Annotated in this window: 18 protein-coding genes; 5 read left to right on the forward strand and 13 right to left on the reverse strand. The window is 66.9% G+C overall.

The annotated features are described in order from the left end of the window. Positions 1-41 precede the first annotated feature (41 nt). Together lolB and J5T34_RS01410 are read right to left on the reverse strand one after the other, a co-directional pair. Complete coding sequence (gene lolB, locus J5T34_RS01405) at positions 42-650, reverse strand: lipoprotein insertase outer membrane protein LolB (protein WP_208577881.1); 609 nt, start codon at positions 648-650, stop codon at positions 42-44. A 136-nt stretch (positions 651-786) separates the two neighbouring features. Then, positions 787-2,748, reverse strand: a complete 1,962-nt coding sequence (locus tag J5T34_RS01410; protein WP_208577883.1) for a tetratricopeptide repeat protein — start codon at positions 2,746-2,748, stop codon at positions 787-789. Between the two features lie 135 nt (positions 2,749-2,883). On the opposite strand from J5T34_RS01410, the gene mutM reads away from it, so the two are divergent. Together mutM and mutY are read left to right on the forward strand one after the other, a co-directional pair. Continuing rightward, complete coding sequence (mutM, locus tag J5T34_RS01415; RefSeq protein ID WP_208577885.1) at positions 2,884-3,786, forward strand: bifunctional DNA-formamidopyrimidine glycosylase/DNA-(apurinic or apyrimidinic site) lyase; 903 nt, start codon at positions 2,884-2,886, stop codon at positions 3,784-3,786. A 53-nt stretch (positions 3,787-3,839) separates the two neighbouring features. Then, a complete protein-coding gene (mutY, locus tag J5T34_RS01420) occupies positions 3,840-5,036 on the forward strand; it encodes an A/G-specific adenine glycosylase (protein ID WP_244258638.1) in 1,197 nt (398 codons plus the stop codon). Positions 5,037-5,094: 58 nt separating this feature from the next. Here mutY and J5T34_RS01425 read toward each other — a convergent pair whose 3' ends face one another. The 11 genes from J5T34_RS01425 to J5T34_RS01475 all read right to left on the reverse strand — a co-directional run bounded on the left by J5T34_RS01425 (position 5,095) and on the right by J5T34_RS01475 (position 14,658). After that, positions 5,095-5,748, reverse strand: coding sequence for an LON peptidase substrate-binding domain-containing protein (locus tag J5T34_RS01425; protein WP_208577894.1), 654 nt, complete (start codon positions 5,746-5,748; stop codon positions 5,095-5,097). 87 nt (positions 5,749-5,835) lie between these two features. Next, positions 5,836-6,717 (reverse strand): RNase adapter RapZ, encoded by an 882-nt coding sequence (gene rapZ, locus J5T34_RS01430; RefSeq protein ID WP_208577896.1) that lies wholly within the window; start codon positions 6,715-6,717, stop codon positions 5,836-5,838. Between the two features lie 216 nt (positions 6,718-6,933). Beyond that, positions 6,934-7,224 (reverse strand): PsiF family protein, encoded by a 291-nt coding sequence (locus tag J5T34_RS01435; protein WP_208577898.1) that lies wholly within the window; start codon positions 7,222-7,224, stop codon positions 6,934-6,936. Between the two features lie 163 nt (positions 7,225-7,387). Beyond that, a complete protein-coding gene (gene hprK, locus J5T34_RS01440; RefSeq protein WP_006576781.1) occupies positions 7,388-8,359 on the reverse strand; it encodes an HPr(Ser) kinase/phosphatase in 972 nt (323 codons plus the stop codon). A 74-nt stretch (positions 8,360-8,433) separates the two neighbouring features. Continuing rightward, positions 8,434-8,889: a PTS sugar transporter subunit IIA gene (locus J5T34_RS01445; protein WP_174108616.1), complete on the reverse strand. Its 456-nt coding sequence runs from the start codon at positions 8,887-8,889 to the stop codon at positions 8,434-8,436. Positions 8,890-9,314: 425 nt separating this feature from the next. Next, positions 9,315-9,671, reverse strand: a complete 357-nt coding sequence (gene hpf, locus J5T34_RS01450; protein ID WP_208577900.1) for a ribosome hibernation-promoting factor, HPF/YfiA family — start codon at positions 9,669-9,671, stop codon at positions 9,315-9,317. Positions 9,672-9,720: 49 nt separating this feature from the next. Further along, positions 9,721-11,199, reverse strand: a complete 1,479-nt coding sequence (locus J5T34_RS01455) for an RNA polymerase factor sigma-54 (RefSeq protein ID WP_208577902.1) — start codon at positions 11,197-11,199, stop codon at positions 9,721-9,723. Between the two features lie 186 nt (positions 11,200-11,385). Continuing rightward, on the reverse strand, positions 11,386-12,132 hold the full coding sequence (lptB, locus tag J5T34_RS01460) for an LPS export ABC transporter ATP-binding protein (RefSeq protein WP_208578130.1): 747 nt from the start codon (positions 12,130-12,132) through the stop codon (positions 11,386-11,388). 155 nt (positions 12,133-12,287) lie between these two features. Then, the gene (gene lptA, locus J5T34_RS01465) at positions 12,288-12,917 is read right to left on the reverse strand and encodes a lipopolysaccharide transport periplasmic protein LptA (protein WP_149320118.1); all 630 of its coding nucleotides are present in this window, start codon (positions 12,915-12,917) and stop codon (positions 12,288-12,290) included. Positions 12,918-13,039: 122 nt separating this feature from the next. Next, positions 13,040-13,666: an LPS export ABC transporter periplasmic protein LptC gene (gene lptC / locus J5T34_RS01470; RefSeq protein WP_208577904.1), complete on the reverse strand. Its 627-nt coding sequence runs from the start codon at positions 13,664-13,666 to the stop codon at positions 13,040-13,042. A gap of 8 nt (positions 13,667-13,674) precedes the next feature. Next, positions 13,675-14,658 (reverse strand): KpsF/GutQ family sugar-phosphate isomerase, encoded by a 984-nt coding sequence (locus J5T34_RS01475; RefSeq protein WP_208577907.1) that lies wholly within the window; start codon positions 14,656-14,658, stop codon positions 13,675-13,677. 271 nt (positions 14,659-14,929) lie between these two features. Here J5T34_RS01475 and J5T34_RS01480 point away from each other — a divergent pair, with 271 nt between their 5' ends. The 3 genes from J5T34_RS01480 to J5T34_RS01490 all read left to right on the forward strand — a co-directional run bounded on the left by J5T34_RS01480 (position 14,930) and on the right by J5T34_RS01490 (position 19,520). Further along, positions 14,930-16,909 (forward strand): monovalent cation:proton antiporter family protein, encoded by a 1,980-nt coding sequence (locus J5T34_RS01480; protein ID WP_208577923.1) that lies wholly within the window; start codon positions 14,930-14,932, stop codon positions 16,907-16,909. An 81-nt stretch (positions 16,910-16,990) separates the two neighbouring features. Further along, positions 16,991-17,563: an adenine phosphoribosyltransferase gene (locus J5T34_RS01485; protein WP_208577925.1), complete on the forward strand. Its 573-nt coding sequence runs from the start codon at positions 16,991-16,993 to the stop codon at positions 17,561-17,563. A gap of 214 nt (positions 17,564-17,777) precedes the next feature. After that, positions 17,778-19,520 carry a Na/Pi cotransporter family protein gene (locus tag J5T34_RS01490; RefSeq protein ID WP_208577927.1) on the forward strand — a complete coding sequence of 581 codons (1,743 nt, stop codon included), beginning with the start codon at positions 17,778-17,780 and terminating at the stop codon, positions 19,518-19,520. Positions 19,521-19,537: the final 17 nt, after the last annotated feature.

The raw sequence follows: 19,537 nt of genomic DNA on the forward strand, positions 1-19,537 counted from the left end.
TTCGAGCGATCGACGTCCCGCGCTCAATGCATTCAATGCATTCAATGCGAAGCGGGGGCGTCGATCACCAGCTTGACCGACATCGGCCCGCCGGCGCCGTCGCGGGCCAGGTCGATCCGGCGCGGCAGCGTTTCGGCGCCGTCCGGCGCGGCCTGCCAGGCCGCGTAGCGCACGGTCCAACCGTTCTGCGACAGCGTCTCGAGCCGGCCCTGCGCATCGCGCGTGGCGCTGGCAGGGGCGCCCGGCGCCGGGCGCGCGCGCAGCCAGTCGCGCATGCCTGCCACCGGCAACGCAAAGCCCAGGCTCTGCTCGAGCAGCGCATCGACTTCGGGCGCGTTGCGCGGCGGTTCGTTGGGCAGATCGAGCGTCGCGCCCGACGGCGTCGCGGTGACCACCGCCAGCGTCTGGCCGAGCGGCGAGATCAGGTCCAGCCGCACGTTGTTGCCCTGCTCGCGCCAATGGAAGCTGCCTTGCACGCCTTCGTCGCGTCCATAGCGGACGTAGTTGGCGGCAAAGCGCCCCGTCAGCTCGCTGGCGCGCGCACCGGCGGCGGCATCGAACTGGCGCGACGGCGTGACGCTGGCGCAGGCGGCGAGCCAAAGCGGCGCGGACAGGCAAAGCAGGGTCAGGGTACGGCGGGATCGGTCCATGCGGTAAGCGGAGATCGATGCCGGGTCACGGCGCGCGCGGCGGCGCAGACCGTGCCGGCGAGGGATGTCGATGGAGGGCGATGAATGACGATGAACGTCGGCAGATTGCACGGCACGCGCGGCAAGCCCCGGGGCGCTACTGCGCCAATTGCACGTTGTAGCGCCGCAGCGTTTCGACCAGCGTCTCGTTGTTCGGGTCCAGCTTGACGCCTTCCTGCCAGGTCTTGCGAGCCTCGTCGCGTTCGCCCAGCTGCCACAGCACCTCGCCCAGATGCGCGGCGATCTCGGCTTCGGGCGCCTTCGCATAGGCGTCGCGCAGCAGCTTGGCGGCAGGCTGCAGCTGCCCCAGCCGGAATTTGACCCAGCCCAGGCTATCCATGATGTAGGGATCGTCGGGGCCGAGCTCCGTGGCCTTCTCCAGCAGCTTCAGCGCTTCCTGCAGGCGGATGTTGCGATCGGCCAGCGAATAGCCCAGCGCGTTGTAGCCCTGCTTCTGGTCCGGCTGCATTGCGATGAACTGGCGCAGCCGGCGTTCCATGCTGTCGTAGCGCTTCTCGCGCTCGTCCAGCATCGCCAGCTCGTACAGCCATTCGGCATTGTTGGGCTCGGCCTTGACGCGTTCGTCGAGCACCTTGCGCGCGCGGTCGTAGGCCTTGATTTCCATCAGCATGCCGACCTCGGCCTGGCGCACCGCCATCATGCGCTGCGCGCGCTGATCGGGATCGGCAATGTCCTCGGCGTCGGCCAGCATGTCGCCGAAGATCCCCTGCGCATCGTCGAGCCGGCCCATGCGGCCAAGCATCTGCGCGCGCTTGACCGAGGCCGCCGCGACCATGCGCTGGTCCTCGATCCGGTCGAGCCACTGCACCGCGCCCGCATAGTCCTTGCGCTCCTCGGCGATCTGCGCGAGGTACTGGTAGGCGATGTCGGGATTGGAGCTGGGCGCCTTTTCGGCCAGCCGCAGATATTCCTGCAGATAGCGTTCGGCCTCGTCATAGCGGCGCGCCTGCAGCCCGGTCAGGCCCAGCGCCAGCGGCACGCGCGGATCGTTGGGTGCGACCTTGCGCAGCGCCTCGAACTCGCGCCGCGCCGCGTCCATCTCGTTGCGCTGCAGATAGATCCGCGCCAGCGTGATGCGGCCGTTCACCGAGGCGGGCGCCTTGTCGAGGAAGCGCTTGAGGCTATCGATGGCCTGCTCGGGCGCGCTGTCGGCGCGCAGTTCGGCCGCCATCAGCGCCGCGGCTTCGTAGTCGGGACGCAGGCGCTGGGCTTCGTCGAGCTCGGCCAGCGCACCGGGCACGTCCCCGGCGGTTTCCTTGGCCCGCGCCAGCGCCAGCCGCGTTTCGGCCGACTGCATGTCGTTGGCGACCAGCCGCTGCAGCAGCGCGGCCGCGCCGGCCGGATCGCTGGTGCGCGACAGTTGCTGTTGCAATTGCAGGATCGCCTCGGGCCGATGGCTTGGCGGCACGCCGTTCAACTGCAGCGCCAGCAGCGGTTCGGCTTCCTCCCAGCGCGCATTGAGCACCAGCAGGGTGGACAGCACCTGACGCGCGGCGGGCGAGGTGGGCGCCAGATCGGTCCACAGGCGAGCGCCGTCCAGCGCCTGCTGCGGTACGCGCGCATTGAAGGCGATTTCCGTGGCGCGCTGTGCGAAGCGGGGGTCGCGGGTCGAGCGGGCCAGTTCCACATAGGTGCGGTAGGCCGGGCCGGTCAGGCCGCGCTGCATCGAGATCTCGGCGGCCAGCACGCGGTACATGATGTCGGCCGTCAGCGGCAGCTCGGGCAGCGGCATCTTGGGCGGCAGCGGCGTCGCCGGCGTCGGTTCGAGTTCGCCGTCGGTGCCGAGCGTGAACATCGGCCGGTCGGTTTCGGCCGCGTCGGACTGCGCCTGCACGCGTGCGGCATCGGCCTGCGCCGACCTGGCATCGCGCGCACTGGCACAGCCGGTCAGGGCGCTGGCGCCCACCAGGGCCGCTGCCAGCAACGGCAGCAGGCGCCGGCGTGGCGCCGCACGGCGCGCGGCGGTCTGCGCGGGCGGCTCGTCAGGCGGTACGTGGGAAAGGAGCAGAGCGGGAATGCGGTCCAGGCGGTCCGGCATGGATGGGACTCCGGCACGCGTCGTGCCATATGACAAGTTAGGGCCATTGTAACGTGCCGCTACAATGCCCGGCTGCGGCGCACCATGACGGACATGGCGTCTGCCGCTTGGAGTCGTGCGCAAAGGAGAGGTTCGATGCCGGAATTGCCCGAGGTCGAGGTGACCCGACGGGGACTGCTGCCGCATCTGGAGGGCAGCCGCATCGCCGGGGTGGCCGTGCGCCATCGCGGCCTGCGCTGGCCGGTGCCCGAGGAGCTCGAGAGCTGCCTGCCGGGGCGGGTCATCCGGCGGATCGAGCGGCGCGGCAAGTATCTGTTGCTGGAATGCGTGTATGAGGCAGCCCGTGCGGGCGGCGGTCAGGTCGGAAACGATGCCGGTCACGGGGCCTGTAACGAGGCCGGCTGGCTGCTGATCCACCTCGGCATGACCGGCACGCTGCGCGTCTGGCACGAGCCGCCCGCGCCGGGCACGCACGACCATGTCGATCTGCTGCTGCACGATGCGGCCGGCCGGGCGCTGACGCTGCGTTTCCGCGATCCGCGCCGTTTTGGTGCAGTGTTGTGGACCACGCTGCCCGGAGCGCTGTTGCCCACCCATCCGCTGCTGCGCAATCTCGGCATCGAGCCGTTCGACCCGGCCTTCGACGGCGACTGGCTGTACCGCCATACGCGCGGGCGCAGCGCGGCGATCAAGACGGTGCTGCTGTCGGGCGATATCGTGGTCGGCGTGGGCAACATCTATTGCTCCGAGAGCCTGTTTCGCGCCGGGATCCGGCCGACCATCGCCGCCGGCCGGCTGTCGCGGCCGCGTTGCGATCGGCTCGCGGCCGCAGTGCGCGAGACGCTGGCGCTGGCGATCGAGCGCGGTGGCAGCACGCTGCGCGATTTCGTCGGCAGCGATGGCGCCAGCGGCTATTTCCAGCTCGACTGCCTGGTCTACGATCGCGCCGGCAAGCCCTGCCGGCACTGCGCCACGCCGATCCGGCAGATCGTGCAGGGCCAGCGCTCGACCTTCTATTGCCCGCAGTGCCAGCGCTGAGCGACACGACGCGCCGCCTCTGATTCAGAAACCACCCACGCCCCTCGCTATCGATGCCTCGCCGTTCCACCGCACGTTCCGCCACCGATCCCGCTGCCGCGGTGCTGCCTGATCCCGCCGCCGCAGTGCCGCCCGATCTCGGCGCCCGCGTGGTGCAATGGCAGCGCCAGCATGGACGCCACGATCTGCCCTGGCAGAACACTCGCGACCCCTATCGGATCTGGCTGTCGGAGATCATGCTGCAGCAGACCCAGGTCAGCGCGGTAATCGACTACTACCAGCGCTTTCTGGCGCGGCTGCCCACCGTGCAGACGCTGGCCGAGGCGCCGGCCGACGAGGTGATGGCCCTGTGGGCCGGCCTGGGCTACTACTCGCGCGCACGCAATCTGCACCGCTGCGCCAAGCTGGTGGTCGAGCAATACGGCGGCCAATTTCCCAGCGATCCGGCCCTGCTCGCCGAGTTGCCCGGCATCGGGCGCTCGACCGCGGCGGCGATCGCCGCGTTCAGCGTGGGCGTGCGCGCGCCGATTCTCGATGGCAACGTCAAGCGGGTGTTCGCCCGCTGCTTCGGCGTGCATGGCCATCCGGGCGAGAAGGCGATCGAAAACCGGATGTGGGCGATGGCCGAGGCCGCGTTGCCGGCTCCGGGTCCGCGCCAGTCCGACGACATGGTCGCCTACACGCAGGGCCTGATGGATCTCGGTGCAACCGTCTGCACGCGCGGCAAGCCGGCCTGCCTTGACGACGCCGCGCGCTGTCCGTTGTCGGACCTGTGCGTGGCCCGGCGCGACGGGCTGACCGCCGTGCTGCCGACGCCGAAGACGCGCGCGCCGGTGCCGGAGCGCAGCACCGTGATGGTGGTATTGCGGCATGGCCGCGAGGTGCTGCTGCGGCTGCGCGCGGACAGCGGCATCTGGGGCGGACTGTGGAGCCTGCCCGAACTGCCCGTGCCGGCGCTGCCGTTCGACGCCGAACAGGCCGCGGACGATGCGCTCGCGTTCGGACGGACCTTCGGCACCCCGGCTCGCGCCGCAATGGTCGCCGAGATGACGCATGTCTTCACCCATTTCCGGCTGCTGATCCGCGCGGTGCGGGTCGACATGGCGGCATTGGCGCTGCGCGATGCGGACGATGGGGTCGCAGCGGCGGAGCAGTGGCGCTGGCTGTCGCTGGACCGGCTCGACGAACTCGGCATGCCGGCCCCCGTGCGCAAGCTGCTTGCCGGCGAGGTGCGGCCGCAATTGTTCTGAATGTTCTGAAGGCGGGGCGCCAGCGCGACAGCGTCGCTCCAGCATCGCTACAGCATCGCTACAGCATATGGTGCTGGCGCATGAAGCGATGAACGATCTCGATCCGCATGCCGGCATCGGGCAGCGCCATCAGCATCTGCTTGGCCTTCATCGGCACCGGCAAAAGTTCGCACAGCCGGTTCGCGACCCAGCTCGGATCGTCCCACTGCATCGGCTCGGCGAACGGCAGCTTGTGCGGCGGCGCGTGCAGCGAGGCGACGATCCGGCGCAGTGCGGCCACGCATTCGCCCAGCAGTTCGAGCTTGCAGTCGATCACGTCGTCGGGCAGCAGCTCGGCGCGGGCGACCAGCAGCCCGTCGTCGCGCACATGGTGCTCGAGCACGCGAAAGCGCTGCCGGCCGCGGGTCTCGATCAGCAGCACGCCGAGCTGTTCCATATTGCAGTCGACGATCTCGGCCAGACAGCCGATCGATTCGGGCACGGTCACGGTGCCCTGCTGCGCTACCTCGGTGCCGCTGGCGATCAGGCAAACGCCGAAGGACGCGTTGTCGCGCAGGCAATTGCGGACCATGTCGACATAGCGGGGTTCGAAGACGCGCAGCGGCAGCCGGCCGCCAGGGAACAGCACGGTATGGAGGGGAAACAGCGGCAGGGTGTCGACTTCGACGTGCAGCGGTGCCGCGTGATTGGGCGCTGGGGAACTGGACGACATGCGATCCCGGGAAGACTTTCGCTGACAGGGGCGGAGGCACGCGCGCTGCGCCGCCGCCGGGATCCACCGCCTGCAGGCCGGCCCGGTTCAGCTTACCGGCACCAGCTCGCGGTGTCTGACCAGCACATTACCATGCGCGCGGAAGTAGTTGGCAAGCCTTTCCGCGATATAGACCGAGCGGTGCTGCCCGCCGGTGCAACCGATCGCCACCGTCAGATAGCTGCGATTGTCGGCAACGAAGCTGGGCAGCCATTTCTCGACATAGGCGCGGATATCCTCGGCCATCGCCAGCACCATCGGCTGACTCTGCAGGAAATCGATGACGGGCGCATCGCGCCCCGTCAGCGGCCGCAGTTGCAGATCGTAGTAGGGATTCGGCAGCGACCGCACGTCGAACACCATGTCCGCATCGCTGGGCACGCCGTGCTTGAAGCCGAACGAGGTGAACAGCAGCGTCAGCTGCAGATTGTCGTCGCGGATGAAGTCCTTGATCCACGCGCGCAGCGTATTGGTGCGCACATTGCTGGTATCGATCCGGTGCGCGGATTCGGCAAGCGGGCTCAACAGCTCGCGCTCCATCTCGATCGCTTCGACCAGCGGGGTCTCGTTCAGCGCGGGGGCGCCGCCAGCTTCGCCGGCCGCCAGTCGCACTGACAGCGGATGACGTCGCCGCGTTTCGGAATAGCGCTGCACCAGCGAATCGGTATTGGCGGTCAGGAAGACGACGCGGACCTCGTGCTCGGCGGACAGGCTGCGCAGCGTTTCGGGCAGGCGCGCCAGCGATTCGCGGCTGCGGATATCGGTGGCGATACCCAGGTGCGTGTAGCCCTCGGCCGCGAGGTAGCGGGCGAGTTCGGGGATGAACTGCGCGGGCAGGTTGTCGACGCAGTAGTAGCCTGCGTCTTCAAGCACGTTCAATGCAACCGATTTGCCGGAGCCGGAAATGCCGGTGATGAGGACGATGCGCATAACCCTTGAAGGATAGCATCGCGTGATGATTGCGTCATGACGGTCCGATGAAACCGGAGCGAAGCATGCGCGGAAAAGCCGCACAACGTGCGTAAAGCGTGCGAAAAACCGCGCAAGCACCGCGAATCGGGGCCGGCGGCAAACAAAAAGGCGAATCGCTTGTGGCTCGCGATTCGCCTTTTGTTCGCTGCGGGACAGTCCCGAATCAGCTTGCCGTCATGCGGACAGGCATTCCTTCATGAACGCCTTGCGTTCGTCGCCCTTCTTGCCGCTGGCCTGCGCATTGCACGCCTTCATCTTCTGCTGTTGGGCATTGCCGGCTGCGGCGGGCTTGGCAGACAGGCATTCCTTCATGAAGGCCTTGCGCTCGTCGCCGGTCTTGCCGGCCGCCTGGGCGTTGCACGTCTTCATCTTGCTCTGCTGGCTGTTTTCCGAGGCGGTCTGGGCAAAGGCGCCGGTGGCGACCAGAGGGCACAGCAGCACGCAGGTTGCGATCAGTGACTTCATGCTGGATTCTCCTGACTGAGGACGGGTCGCCAAGCGCACGATGCGCAACGGCGCAGGCTGGGCGTGATGCCCATTACAGCACAAAACGCTGAAAACCCCAATCAGGTTGACGCTTTCGGCGTGCCCGACACGCCGATGCGTCGATGTGGAATCTTTCGTAGGCTCAGAGCAGCCGGCCCTGGCCGCGCGACGCCGCGTCGGCCTGCATCGCGGCCCGCTGGCGGTCCATGAAGTCGCGCAGCGTGTCGATGCCGCGCAGGCGCAGGATGGTGTTGCGCACCGCCGCCTCGACCAGCACTGCAAGGTTGCGGCCGGCCGCCACCTGGATCTTCACCATGTGGATGGGCAGACCCAGCACGTCGAGATATTGCGAATCGAGCGGCAGCCGCTCGAATTCGCCGTCGTTGCGGCGAACGAGCTGAACCACGAGCTTCAGCTTCATCTTCCGGCGCACCGCCGTCTCGCCGAAGATCGTCTTGATATCGAGCAGGCCAAGGCCACGCACTTCGAGCAGGTTCTGCAGCAGCGGTGGGCAGCGGCCCTCGACGAAATCGGGGCCAAGACGCACGAAATCCACCGCATCGTCGGCTACCAGGCCGTGTCCGCGCGAGATCAGTTCCAGGCCGAGTTCGCTTTTGCCCAGACCCGATTCGCCCATGATCAGCACGCCCATGCCGAGGATGTCGAGAAACACCCCGTGCATGGTTACGCGCGGCGCGGAAATGCGGGACAGGTACAGGCGCAGATGGTCGATCACCGCCGCGGAGGAAACCGGCGTGGTAAACAGCGGCGTGGACGAGCGGGTGCAGCGCAGTTCGAGATCCGGCGGCGGCTCCATGCCGTCGGCGACGACGAGGAACGGCGGCTCCAGCAGGATCAGCTCGCCCATCTGGCGCTTTCGCGTTTCGTCGTCGAGCCGCTGGTAGTAGGTGATCTCGGGTTTGCCCAGCACCTGGATCCGGTTCGGGTGGATCAGGTTCAGGTGACCGACCAGGTCGGCCGCCGAGGTCGCCTCCCGTGCGAAGTCCAGATCGAAGGCGCGATCGGCGCCCTCCAGCCCGGCCACCCAGGACAGTTTGAGGTCGGCTGCGTTGTCGTCGAAGATCGACTGGGAGGTGACGCCGGTGAGTTCCATGCGGGGATGAGGCGGGGCGCTAGGGCGGTGGTAAATGCGATCGGTGCGGCGGTCGGCCGCTTACGCCGAGAGGGTCAAGGATGCCATTGCACCAGCAGCTGGTGAACCGCATCGGGCGTCGGCAAAGCGGCGAGGCCTTCACGCATATCGCGATCGGACAATAGCTGAGCGATTTCCGACAGGATTTCGAGATGCTGCTGCGTCGCCTGTTCCGGCACCAGCAGGAAGATCAGCAGCGAAACCGGCTTGCCGTCGGGCGATTCGAACGGGATCGGCTCGGCAAGCCGCATGAAGGCGGCCAGCGGATGCTTCAGCCCCTTGATGCGGCCATGCGGAATCGCCACGCCGGCGCCAAGGCCGGTCGAGCCGAGCGACTCGCGGGCAAAAAGATTGTCGGTCACCGTGGCGCGCGCCACGCCATGGTTGTTTTCGAACAGCAACCCTGCCTGTTCGAACACGCGTTTCTTGCTGGTGACGCTGACGTCGAGCGAGATATTGCCGGGCGGCAGCAGTTTGGCCAAACGGTTCATTTGAAAATGCGCGGAATCCTGAAGCTGGCACCGCCATGCGGTTCTCGCCGGCCGGGTGGCCGGCCTGCCGTTGCAAGGCGATGCCTTCGTTGCCGCCGCTTCCCGACTATCAGCGTGCGGCACATTATAGTGCAGGGGGGCTCCCTGCCGTCCGATGCCGATCGCCCCGAGCGGCATTGCGCAAGGGAACGGGGCGGGCATTCTCTAGATGTATTGCACAGCATACACCGGGAAGCCCGCCAGACGGAACCCCATTCCGGTTTCATCCTATTGGTAGCGCAGCTGCAGCGGCAGCAGCGGTAGTACGGCAACGCGGTAACGGGCGCGTCCACACGCGCAGGGCGCAAAAAAGCCGTGCTCCTGGCACGGCTTCTTTCCTCGCTTCAAGGCCGGCCGGTGTTCGGGCCGCGCCGAATCGTCTCAAGCTACTGCTGGGCCTGATTGGCCACGAGGCTGCCGTGATACTTCAGCGATTCGCGGTCGTGGCTCTGGACCTTGTCCTTGTAGCGGATCACTTGCCGGTCCAGCTTGTCGACCAGCATGTCGATGGCCGCATAGAGATCTTCGTGGTGTGCCTCGACAAAGATGTCCTTGCCCTTCAGATGCACATTGATTTCCGCGCGTTGCCGGCGATCCTTTTCCTTTTGGTTGTCCACCGATAGCAGCACGCTGACGTCAATAACCTGATCGAAATGCCTGAGGATTCGCTCCAGTTTCGTTTCCACGTACTCACGCAGGGAAGGCGTGATGTCCAGGTGGTGTCCACTGATCTTGAAGTTCATAGCGCTTCTCCTTCTGAAAGAGTCGCACCAGGCAGGCGATGCGACTCGGCTACAAAGACTTGCGAAGGTTCACGGCCGGGATCTTCAAGGCTTCACGATATTTGGCGACGGTACGTCGCGCCACGACGAAGCCTTGTTCCCCCAGCAGTTCGGCAATCCGGCTGTCGGACAACGGGTTTCTGGGGTCTTCGGCTCCTATCAGCTGCTTGATCAGCGCACGGATTGCGGTGGAAGAGGCGGCACCGCCGGTCTCGGTCGATACATGGCTGCCGAAGAAATATTTCAGCTCGAATGTCCCCATCGGGGTGGCCATGTACTTATTGGTCGTCACACGAGAAATAGTTGACTCGTGTAGACCCAGTGTATCGGCTATCTCCCTCAAAACCAAGGGGCGCATCGCAATTTCACCGTGCGTGAAGAAATTCTTCTGCCGCTCCACGATGGCTTGTGCGACGCGCAAAATGGTGTCGAAACGCTGCTGGATATTTTTGATGAGCCAGCGCGCCTCCTGCAGTTTCTGCTGCAATCCCGCCGCGCCGGTATCGCCTTTCGCACCGCGCAAGATTTGCGCATACATATCGTTGATGCGTAGCCGCGGCATCACATCGGGATTGAGCTGCGCGATCCAGTTATGACCGCTCTTGCGCACGAATACGTCGGGCACCACGAAGTCCGCTTCGGGGCGGCTATAGGCGTGGCCAGGGTAGGGCGCGAGCGAGCGGATCAGCTCGTGCGCGGCTTTCAGCTGCATGTCGTCGACCTGCAGCGCCTTCTTCAGCCGCGTGTAGTCGCGTGCGGCCAGCAGTTCGAGGTGATGGCGAACGATCGTCATCGCCAGATCCCGCTGTGGATGTTCGATGCGGCGCAATTGCAGCGACAGGCATTCGGCGGCATTGCGTGCACCGACTCCCGGCGGATCGAAGCTTTGCAGCAGCGTCAGCATCGCATGCACTTCGTCGAGCTCGAATTCGAGCTCGTCGGGTAATTCGGCAAGGATTTCCTCGAGCGAGGCGCTCAGATAGCCGTCGTCGTCGAGCGATTCGATCAGGAAAATCGCCAGGCCCTTGTCGCGCGTCGAGATTTTCAGCGGCGCCAATTGCTCCATCAGATATTCGCGCAGCGTCGGTTCGGCATCGCGCAATTGCAGCGGCGTTTTCTCGTCCTCGTCGCTCTGCGGACGGCGCGCGAAATCGTCGAGGCTCCAGTCGCCGCCATAATCGTCGCCCGCGCCGTCGGCATAGCCGTCGTCCGCAGGGGCCGCGCCATCGGCGCGCGAGTCGGTGGGGGCGGTGGATTCGGCGTTGGGACTCGCCGGCGTGGTCTGTACATTGATCGAGCCGTCGGCGGCGACTCGCAACGGGCTTTCGATCCAGTCGTTTTCGCGTTCGAGCAGGGGATTCTCGGTCAGCGCCTGCTCGACTTCCTGTTGCAGTTCCAGCGTGGAGAGCTGCAACAGCCGGATCGACTGCTGCAGCTGCGGCGTCAAGGCCAGATGCTGGGAGAGGCGTAGCTGTAGCGACGGTTTCATGCGGCCTATTTTATGCGCAACTTCGGCCGCGATGGAACGGAATTTGCTATCGGAAGTTTCGATTGCGTGGTCAGAAGCGATTGCCTGATGGATCACCGGCCGCAAGCCGATTGCCCATCGTGCATTTCGCGCAGACGTTCAGGAGCAACCGCGCTCCGACCGAGCGTGGCTGCGCGCAACCCGCCATTACATGCGGAAGTTCTCGCCCAGATAGACGCGCCGCACCGACTCGTTGGCGATGATGTCCTTGGGCTCGCCCGCCGCCAGCACCGCGCCTTCGCTGATGATGTAGGCGTGGTCGCAGATGCCCAGCGTCTCGCGCACGTTGTGGTCGGTGATCAGCACGCCGATATTGCGCGCCTTCAGGAAGCTGACGATGCGCTGGATCTCGCCGACCGCGATCGGGTCGACGCCGGCGAACGGTTCGTCGAGCAGGATGAAGCGCGGCGCGGAGGCCAGCGCCCGTGCGATTTCGACGCGCCGGCGCTCGCCGCCGGACAGCGACAGCGCCGGGTTGTTGCGCAGGTGCGCGATCTGCAGATCGTCGAGCAGGCTGTCCAGGCGGCGCTCGATCTCCGCGGCGGACAGCGCCTTGCCGTTGTCGCGCTGCAGTTCCAGCACCGCGCGGATGTTCTGCTCGACATTAAGCTTGCGGAACACCGACGCTTCCTGCGGCAGATACGACAGCCCCATGCGGGCGCGCTCGTGAATCGGCAGGCCGCTGATGTGCTGGCCGTCGAGCACGATGTCGCCTTCGTCGAGCGCGACCAGCCCCACGATCATGTAGAACGAGGTGGTCTTGCCCGCGCCGTTGGGCCCGAGCAGGCCCACGACCTCGCCGCTCTTGACGTCCAGCGACACGTCCTGGACCACGGTGCGCGAGCCGTAGCGCTTCTTCAGATGGCGCACCACCAGATTGCTGGTGACGGGCATCGTGCCGGCCCCGGCGCCGGCTGCGGTGTTGGCGTTGGCGTTGGCGGCAGGAGCGGTTGCGGTAGCGGTGTCGGCAACGGACATGTGGGCAATCCTTTGATACTGCGTGATGCGTAGCGTACGGAGCGTACTGTGCGGACCCGGGCGGGAAGCGATCAGGGTTTGGCCGTCGGCGAGCCCTTCAGGTCGACGCCGGCACCACTGCCGCCGGTGCCCTGGCTCTGGCGCGGCGACAGCACGGCGCGCACGCGGCCGGACGGATTCGCCGGCGCCGCGTTGCCGCTGCCGCCGGCCGCGGTGTAGAACTCGTTGCGGCTGTCGTAGGTCAGCACCGCGCCGCGGATCTCGTCGACCACCTTGGCGCCCGCCAGCCGCGCCATGCGCGCATTGCCGATCAGCTTGGCCACTTCCTGCTTGCCGTCGTATTCGATGCGGTCGCCCCAGCCGTCGATGTACTCGTCGACGTTGTCGCGCTTCTGCCGGATATAGGCCTGCTTGCCGCCCTTGGAGGTCGCCACCGCGTACTGATAGCCCTCGGGATCGGTGCGCACCTCGGCCGCATCGGACTTCAGCACCATGGTTCCCTTGGTCAGCACCACGTTGCCGGTCAGCGTATAGATCTGCTTGACGTCGTCGTAGCTGGCGTTGTCGGCCTCGAGCACCAGCGGCTTGTCGCGGTCGGCGCGTTCGGCGAGCGCCGGCAGGGCGAGCGTCATGCCGGCGGCGAAGGCGAGCAGCACGGCGGTGGCGCGGCGGCGGGTCCAGGTCGTCAGGGTCAGGGTCATGTTGGCCACGATGGCGTTGATTGGCGTTGTCCGGGAATCGTCCAGAAGGGGCAAGGGCCCCGGACTGGCGCAAGGATCGTTTGGGTGGTGCGAATGTTGGGCGGCTGGCGCGCCGGCAGGCGTCATGGTTTCGCGCCGCCGCCGCGCGGTGCCATCACGATGGTGCCGCGCACATTGCCGAGCAGGTTGACCTCGCGCGTGACATTGTTGAAGACCAGGCCGTTGGCCGTCATCACCGAGGGGCCGCGGGTCAGCTTGACCGGCTTGTCCGTCTTGACGATGTCGTCGTTGATCAGGATCTGGAAGTAGCTCGAGGTCGCGCTCATCTGCGGGTCCTGCGACGGATCGGCGCCCTGCACGCGCACGATATGGGCGTTGCCGTACAGGTCGATCACGCTGGCGTCGGCGTTCATCTTGCCCACATCGGCGGTACCGGTGACCGGCGGCCGATCGGGCTCGTAGGCGCGCATCGCGGGCCGCGTGACCTCGTAGGTCTGGTCGTCCTCGTAATGGATCATCCGCTCGCCGGTAAAGCGCATCTTGGTGCTGCCGTCCTCGGCCAGTTCGGTCGCGGTGAAGCGCTCCATCCAGTAATCGGGCACATGGCGCTTCTGCCGTTCGGTATCGCTGACCTGGCGCGGCGTATTGATCTGCACCAGCCAGAAGGTACTGCCGGCGACGAGCGCCATCAGCAGCAGCGGCATCAGCCGCAACGCGAGCCGGGACAGGGAAGGAAACAGATCGCGCATGGCGTGCGTCAGATGACCTTGGCCCGGGTCAGGTCATGGATGTGCAGCGCGCCGACCAGGCGCTGGTCGGCGTCGACCACCAGCAGCTGATTGATGCGGTTCGCTTCCATGATCTGCACGGCCTCGACCGCGAGCTGGTCCGGCCCGACGGTGAACGGATTGACATGCATGACGTCGCCGATCGGCACGGTCTTCCAGTCGCGCGGCGTTTCCAGCAGCCGGCGCAGGTCGCCGTCGGTGAAGACGCCGATCGCACGGCCGTCGGCATCGACGATCGCCGTCATGGCCATGCCCTTGCGGGTGATTTCCATCAGGGCCTGCGCCAGCGGCGTGCTCTCGCGCACCTCGGGAACCGCGTTGCCGGTGCGCATCACGTCCCGCACATGGGTCAGCAGCTTGCGGCCCAGCGCGCCGCCGGGGTGCGAGCGGGCGAAGTCCTCTTCGCCGAAGCCGCGCGCATCGAGCACCGCCACCGCCAGCGCATCGCCGAGCGCCAGCGCCGCCGTGGTGCTGGCGGTCGGGGCGAGGTTCAGCGGGCAGGCTTCCTTCTCGACGCGGGCGTCCAGATGCACGTCGGCCAGCTGCGCCAGGTTCGATTCGGCATTGCCGGTGACCGAGATCAGCTTGGCGCCGATGCGCTTGACGATCGGGACGATCGACAGCAGTTCGGAGGTCTCGCCGGAATTGGAGAAGGCGATCAGCACGTCGTCGCGCGTGACCATGCCGAGGTCGCCATGGGAGGCCTCGGCAGGGTGGACGAAGAAGGCCGGCGTCCCGGTCGAGGCCAGCGTGGCCGCAACCTTGCGGCCGATATGGCCCGACTTGCCGATGCCCGAGACCACCACGCGGCCCGAGCACTGCAGTACCAGCCGCACCGCCTGCGCGAAGTCCGGCGTCAGCCGCGACGACAACGCGGCAACCGCATCGGCTTCGATCTGCAGGGTATGGCGTGCGAGCTCGAGTGCTCTTTCCGCATTGAAATTGGCTATCATGGCGACGAAGTATACCAATGAATGCGATGACGCCCGGCCGGTCGCGGCGCGTCGGGCACGGCGTCCGCCTTCGCGTCCGGGTTCCGTCTCCGCCGGCTGGCCGCCCTTGGCGAAATACCCGGGGCCGGCAGGCCGTCCCTGGTCCACCGCTTGCTTTACTGCCCGCGCAACCCGCAACCGCTGCACGGCTACCTGCACCACGCTCGCACACCGCTCTCACTTCGCGCTCACTTCGCTCGCCCCTCGCTCGCACCACCACCGGCCCGCCCGAATGCATTCTCCGCTGGACTTGACCCTTGTGCTGCTGGCCGCCGCCGTGCTCGGCGTGGTCGCGTTCCGCATGTTGCAGCTGCCGCCGATGCTCGGCTATCTCGCGGTCGGCATCCTGATCGGGCCCCATGCGCTGGGGCTGGCCAGCGATTCGGGCCAGACCAAGTACCTTGCCGAGTTCGGCGTGGTCTTTTTGATGTTCTCGATCGGGCTGGAGTTCAATCTGGCCAAGCTGCGGTCGATGCGCCGGCTGGTACTCGGCCTCGGCGGCAGCCAGGTGGTGCTGACCATGCTGGCGGTGGCTCCGGTCGGCTGGCTGTTCAGCGCAGTGTTCGACCTGTCGTGGCAGGCGTCGATCGCGCTGGGCGGCGCGCTGGCGATGTCGTCGACCGCGATCGTCTCCAAGATGCTGTCCGAGCGGCTGGAGCTCGAGACCGAGCACGGCCGCAACATCTTCAGCGTGCTGCTGTTCCAGGATCTGGCGGTGGTGCCGCTGCTGATCGTGATCCCCGCGCTGTCGCGCGACCCCGGCGAGCTGCCGATGGCGCTGGCGCTGGCGATCGTCAAGATCGTCGTGGCGCTGACGCTGATCCTGGTGCTCGGCAAGCGCGTGGTCAGCCGCTGGTTCCATGTGGTCGCCGCGCGCCGCTCGCAGGAACTGTTCATGCTGAACTTGCTGCTGGTCACGCTGGGCATGGCGGCGCTGACCGAGCGGCTCGGGCTGTCGATGGCGCTGGGCGCCTTCATGGCCGGCATGCTGATCGCGGAAACGCCGTACCGGCATCAGGTCGAGGAAGACATCAAGCCGTTTCGCGACGTGCTGCTCGGCCTGTTCTTCGTCACCATCGGCATGCTGCTCAATGTCCGCGTGGTGATGGAAAACCTGTGGCTGGTGCTGACGCTGCTGATCGTGCCGGTGCTGTTCAAGTTCCTGCTGATCGCCGGCCTGGCGCGGCTGTTCGGCTCGCGGCCCGGCGTGGCGATCCGCACCGGCCTGGGGCTGGCGCAGGCCGGCGAGTTCGGCTTCGTGCTGCTGAACCAGATCGACGGGCTGGGTCTGGTCGATCCGGTGCTGACGCAGGTGATCCTTGCCTCGATGCTGCTGTCGATGCTGGTGGCGCCTTTCCTGATCCAGTACAGCGACGCGATCGCGCTGCGCTTTGCCGCCAACGAATGGCTGATGCAGTCGCTGAACATGACGCGCATCGCCGCGCAGAGCATCCAGACCGAGAAGCACGCGATCATCTGCGGCTTCGGCCGCAGCGGCCAGAATCTGGCGCGCATGCTCGAGCGCGAGGGCATCGGCTATGTCGCGCTGGACCTGGACCCGGACCGCGTGCGCGAGGCGGCCGCGGCCGGCGATACGGTGGTCTACGGCGATGCCGGCCGGCGCGAGGCGCTGATCGCGGCCGGCATCCATCGCGCCGCGGCGGTGATCGTCACCTATGCCAACACGCCGTCCGCACTGAAGGTCCTGCACCATGTGCACGAGCTCGAGCCCGCCTTGCCGGTGATCGTGCGCACGGTCGACGATTCGGAGCTCGACGTGCTGCAACGCGCCGGCGCCACCGAGGTCGTGCCCGAAATCATCGAAGGCAGCCTGATGCTGGCTTCGCATGCGCTGGTGCTGCTGGGCGTGCCGATGCGGCGCGTGGTGCGCGGCGTGCAGCAGGCGCGCGACGCCCGCTACAGCCTGCTGCGCGGCTATTTCCACGGGCGCGACGACGAAGAGGACATGATCGAGCGCGAGTCGGTGCGGCTGCATTCGTTCTCGCTGGGGCCGGACGCCACCGCGGTCGGGCGGCGTCTGGGCACGCTGGGCCTCGAGCATATCGGCGTCGAGGTCACCGCCGTGCGGCGGCGCGGCATCCGCGCCTTCGATCCGCAGCCCGACACCGTGCTCGAGCCCGGCGACATCCTGGTGCTGCGCGGCACGCCCGAGGCCCTGGAGGCGGCCGAGCAGCGGATCACCGAGCGCTGAGGGCCAGACAGTTATCCTTGAGGCCTGGCCTCGGAGCCATTCCGGCATTCCGTCATTCAGCCGTCTTGAGCGTTGTCCACCATGTCCAATCCCACCATTCAGTCCCCGCCCCTGGGCGACGTCACCACCTATCTGCGCGACCGCATCCGCACCGTGCCGGACTGGCCGCAGCCCGGCGTGATGTTCCGCGACATCACGCCGCTGCTGCAGGATCCGAAGACGCTACGCGTGCTGATCGACGTGTTCGTGCACCGCTATATGGACGCCGGCCTCGACATGGTCGCCGGCATCGATGCGCGCGGCTTCATCCTGGGCGCGATCGTCGCCTACGAGCTGAACCTGGGCTTCGTGCCGATCCGCAAGAAGGGCAAGCTGCCGTTCCAGACCGTGGCCGAGGAATACGAGCTCGAATACGGCAGCGCGACCGTCGAGATCCACGCCGATGCCTGCAAGCCGGGCGACCGCGTGCTGCTGGTCGACGATCTGATCGCGACCGGCGGCACCATGATGGCCGGACGCCGGCTGCTGGAGCGGCTCGGCGCGACCGTGGTCGAAGGCGCGGCGATCGTCGATCTGCCTGAACTGGGCGGCTCGCGCCATCTGCTCGACAGCGGCCTGCCCTTGTTCACCGTGTGCCGCTTCGAGGGCCATTGAGCCGGGAGCGAGCGCAACTGCGCCGTTCGACCGCCGCGCTCTTCGGGCGATACCCGCGGAAAAGCCCTTGCCGCAAGCGTTGCAAACCGCACCAACCCCGGACACCCGCGTTGCCCTCGTCCGCAGCCCGGGCGCATAATGGCCGTTCATTCACAACAAGGGCCGGGCGGCCCCTGCCTCTGACCGCCGCACCGGCCGCAATGGGTGCCACACCATGGGCGTTCTGCTTCATCTGCTCTCCGGGGTCGCGCTGCTGGTCTGGGGCACGAATATCGTCAAGGTCGGCATTCTGCGCGTCTACGGCGCGAATCTGCGCCACGTGCTCTCGGCCAGCGTTGCCAATCGCTTCACCGCCTTCGCCGCCGGCCTCGGCGTGACCGGTCTGGTGCAAAGCAGCAATGCGACCGCCGTCATCGTCAGTTCCTTCGTCAGCCAGGGCCTGATCGCGGTCGCCCCCGCGCTGGCCATCATGCTGGGCGCCAACGTCGGCACCGCGTTGATGGTGCAGGTGTTCTCGCTGGACCTGTCGTGGCTGTCGCCGCTGCTGATCTTCGTCGGCGTGATCGCGCATCTGAGCTGGAAGGGCAGCAAGCCGGGCCACGTCGGGCGCGTGCTGATCGGCCTCGGGCTGATCACGCTGGCGCTGGAGCTGATCTCCAATGCGACCCGTCCCGTGGTCGAGGCCGCCGGCGTCAAGGTGCTGTTCGCCAGCCTGACCGGCGATACCGCGCTCGACATGCTGGTCGGCGCCTTCCTGACCGTGCTGTCCTATTCGAGCCTGGCGGTGGTGCTGTTCTGCGGCGCGCTGGCCTCGGCCGGCGTGGTGTCGCTGCAGGTCGCGCTCGCTTTGGTGCTGGGCGCCAACCTGGGCTCCGGCATCTCGGCCTTCCTGACCACCTCGGGCAACAACCAGCCCGGCAAACGCGTGACGCTGGGCAATCTGCTGTCGCGGCTGCTCGGCTGCGTGGTGGCGCTGCCGCTGCTGGACGAATCGCAGACCCTGCTGCGCGCGATCGATGCCGACCCGCAGCGGCTGATCGTCAATTTCCACCTGCTGTTCAATGTGGTGCTGGCGATCGCGCTGATCGGCCTGACCGCGCCGCTGGCGCGGCTGTGCGAAACGATATTGCCGGGCCGGAACACCGGCGAAAGCCAGGTCACGCCGCGCCATCTCGATCCGGCCGCGCTATCCACGCCGACGCTGGCGCTGGCCAACGCCGCGCGCGAGGTGCTGCGCATCGGCGACCGCGTCGAGCAGATGCTCGACAACATGCTGCGCGTGCTGCGGACCAACGATGCCAAGCTGGCGGCGGCCACCTGCCGCATCGACGACGAGATCGACGATCTCTATACCGCGATCAAGCTGTATCTGACGCGCATCAGCGTCGAGGCGCTCGACGAGCGCGATGGCCGCCGCTGGACCGAGATCATCTCGCTGAACATCAATCTGGAGCACGCGGCCGACATCATCGAGCGGATCCTGATCGATGCGCGCGACAAGAAAATCGCGCACAACCTGGTGTTTTCCGAGGCCGGCATGCAGGAGATCACCGAGATGCACGCACGGTTGATCAGCAATCTGCGGCTCGGGCTGTCGGTGTTCCTGAACGGGGACCTGAAGAGCGCGCGGCAGCTGATGATGGAGAAGGCCACCTTCCGCGAGCTCGAGCGCAAGTATTCGCATACCCACCTGCGCCGCGTGGCGACGCAGACGATCGAGAGCATCGATACCAGCTCGCTGCATCTGGACGTGATCAGCGATCTCAAGCGCCTGAACTCGCTGTTCTGCGCGACCGCCTACCCGGTGCTGGAAGAAGCCGGCGCGCTGGACCGCAGCCGGATGCGCGACGAGGACGGCCGCGACGCCGAGCAGGCGCGGCCGCTCGCCGGCGCAGGTGCCGCTGCCGGCAATGGCGCGCCCGCGCAGCCGCTCGCGCCGCGCGTGCGGCCAGAATAATTGGGGTAGCGCCCAGC

It is taken from the genome of Cupriavidus gilardii (assembly GCF_017598945.1).
GTDB lineage: Bacteria > Pseudomonadota > Gammaproteobacteria > Burkholderiales > Burkholderiaceae > Cupriavidus > Cupriavidus gilardii_E.

Coding starts and splice junctions, on each gene's coding strand:
- lptB (WP_208578130.1), bottom strand. CDS start 12,132: ATGCCCGTCACCAGCAATCTGGTGGTGCGCCATCTGAAGAAGCGCTAC.
- hprK (WP_006576781.1), bottom strand. CDS start 8,359: ATGGAACTCACCGGCGTCACCTCCCAGTCGATCTTCGACGACAACGCA.
- J5T34_RS01445 (WP_174108616.1), bottom strand. CDS start 8,889: ATGAACCGTTTGGCCAAACTGCTGCCGCCCGGCAATATCTCGCTCGAC.
- lptC (WP_208577904.1), bottom strand. CDS start 13,666: ATGCGCGATCTGTTTCCTTCCCTGTCCCGGCTCGCGTTGCGGCTGATG.
- hpf (WP_208577900.1), bottom strand. CDS start 9,671: ATGAACTTCAAGATCAGTGGACACCACCTGGACATCACGCCTTCCCTG.
- J5T34_RS01455 (WP_208577902.1), bottom strand. CDS start 11,199: ATGAAACCGTCGCTACAGCTACGCCTCTCCCAGCATCTGGCCTTGACG.
- lolB (WP_208577881.1), bottom strand. CDS start 650: ATGGACCGATCCCGCCGTACCCTGACCCTGCTTTGCCTGTCCGCGCCG.
- lptA (WP_149320118.1), bottom strand. CDS start 12,917: ATGACCCTGACCCTGACGACCTGGACCCGCCGCCGCGCCACCGCCGTG.
- J5T34_RS01435 (WP_208577898.1), bottom strand. CDS start 7,224: ATGAAGTCACTGATCGCAACCTGCGTGCTGCTGTGCCCTCTGGTCGCC.
- J5T34_RS01490 (WP_208577927.1), top strand. CDS start 17,778: ATGGGCGTTCTGCTTCATCTGCTCTCCGGGGTCGCGCTGCTGGTCTGG.
- J5T34_RS01425 (WP_208577894.1), bottom strand. CDS start 5,748: ATGTCGTCCAGTTCCCCAGCGCCCAATCACGCGGCACCGCTGCACGTC.
- J5T34_RS01485 (WP_208577925.1), top strand. CDS start 16,991: ATGTCCAATCCCACCATTCAGTCCCCGCCCCTGGGCGACGTCACCACC.
- J5T34_RS01410 (WP_208577883.1), bottom strand. CDS start 2,748: ATGCCGGACCGCCTGGACCGCATTCCCGCTCTGCTCCTTTCCCACGTA.
- rapZ (WP_208577896.1), bottom strand. CDS start 6,717: ATGCGCATCGTCCTCATCACCGGCATTTCCGGCTCCGGCAAATCGGTT.
- mutM (WP_208577885.1), top strand. CDS start 2,884: ATGCCGGAATTGCCCGAGGTCGAGGTGACCCGACGGGGACTGCTGCCG.
- J5T34_RS01480 (WP_208577923.1), top strand. CDS start 14,930: ATGCATTCTCCGCTGGACTTGACCCTTGTGCTGCTGGCCGCCGCCGTG.
- mutY (WP_244258638.1), top strand. CDS start 3,840: ATGCCTCGCCGTTCCACCGCACGTTCCGCCACCGATCCCGCTGCCGCG.
- J5T34_RS01475 (WP_208577907.1), bottom strand. CDS start 14,658: ATGATAGCCAATTTCAATGCGGAAAGAGCACTCGAGCTCGCACGCCAT.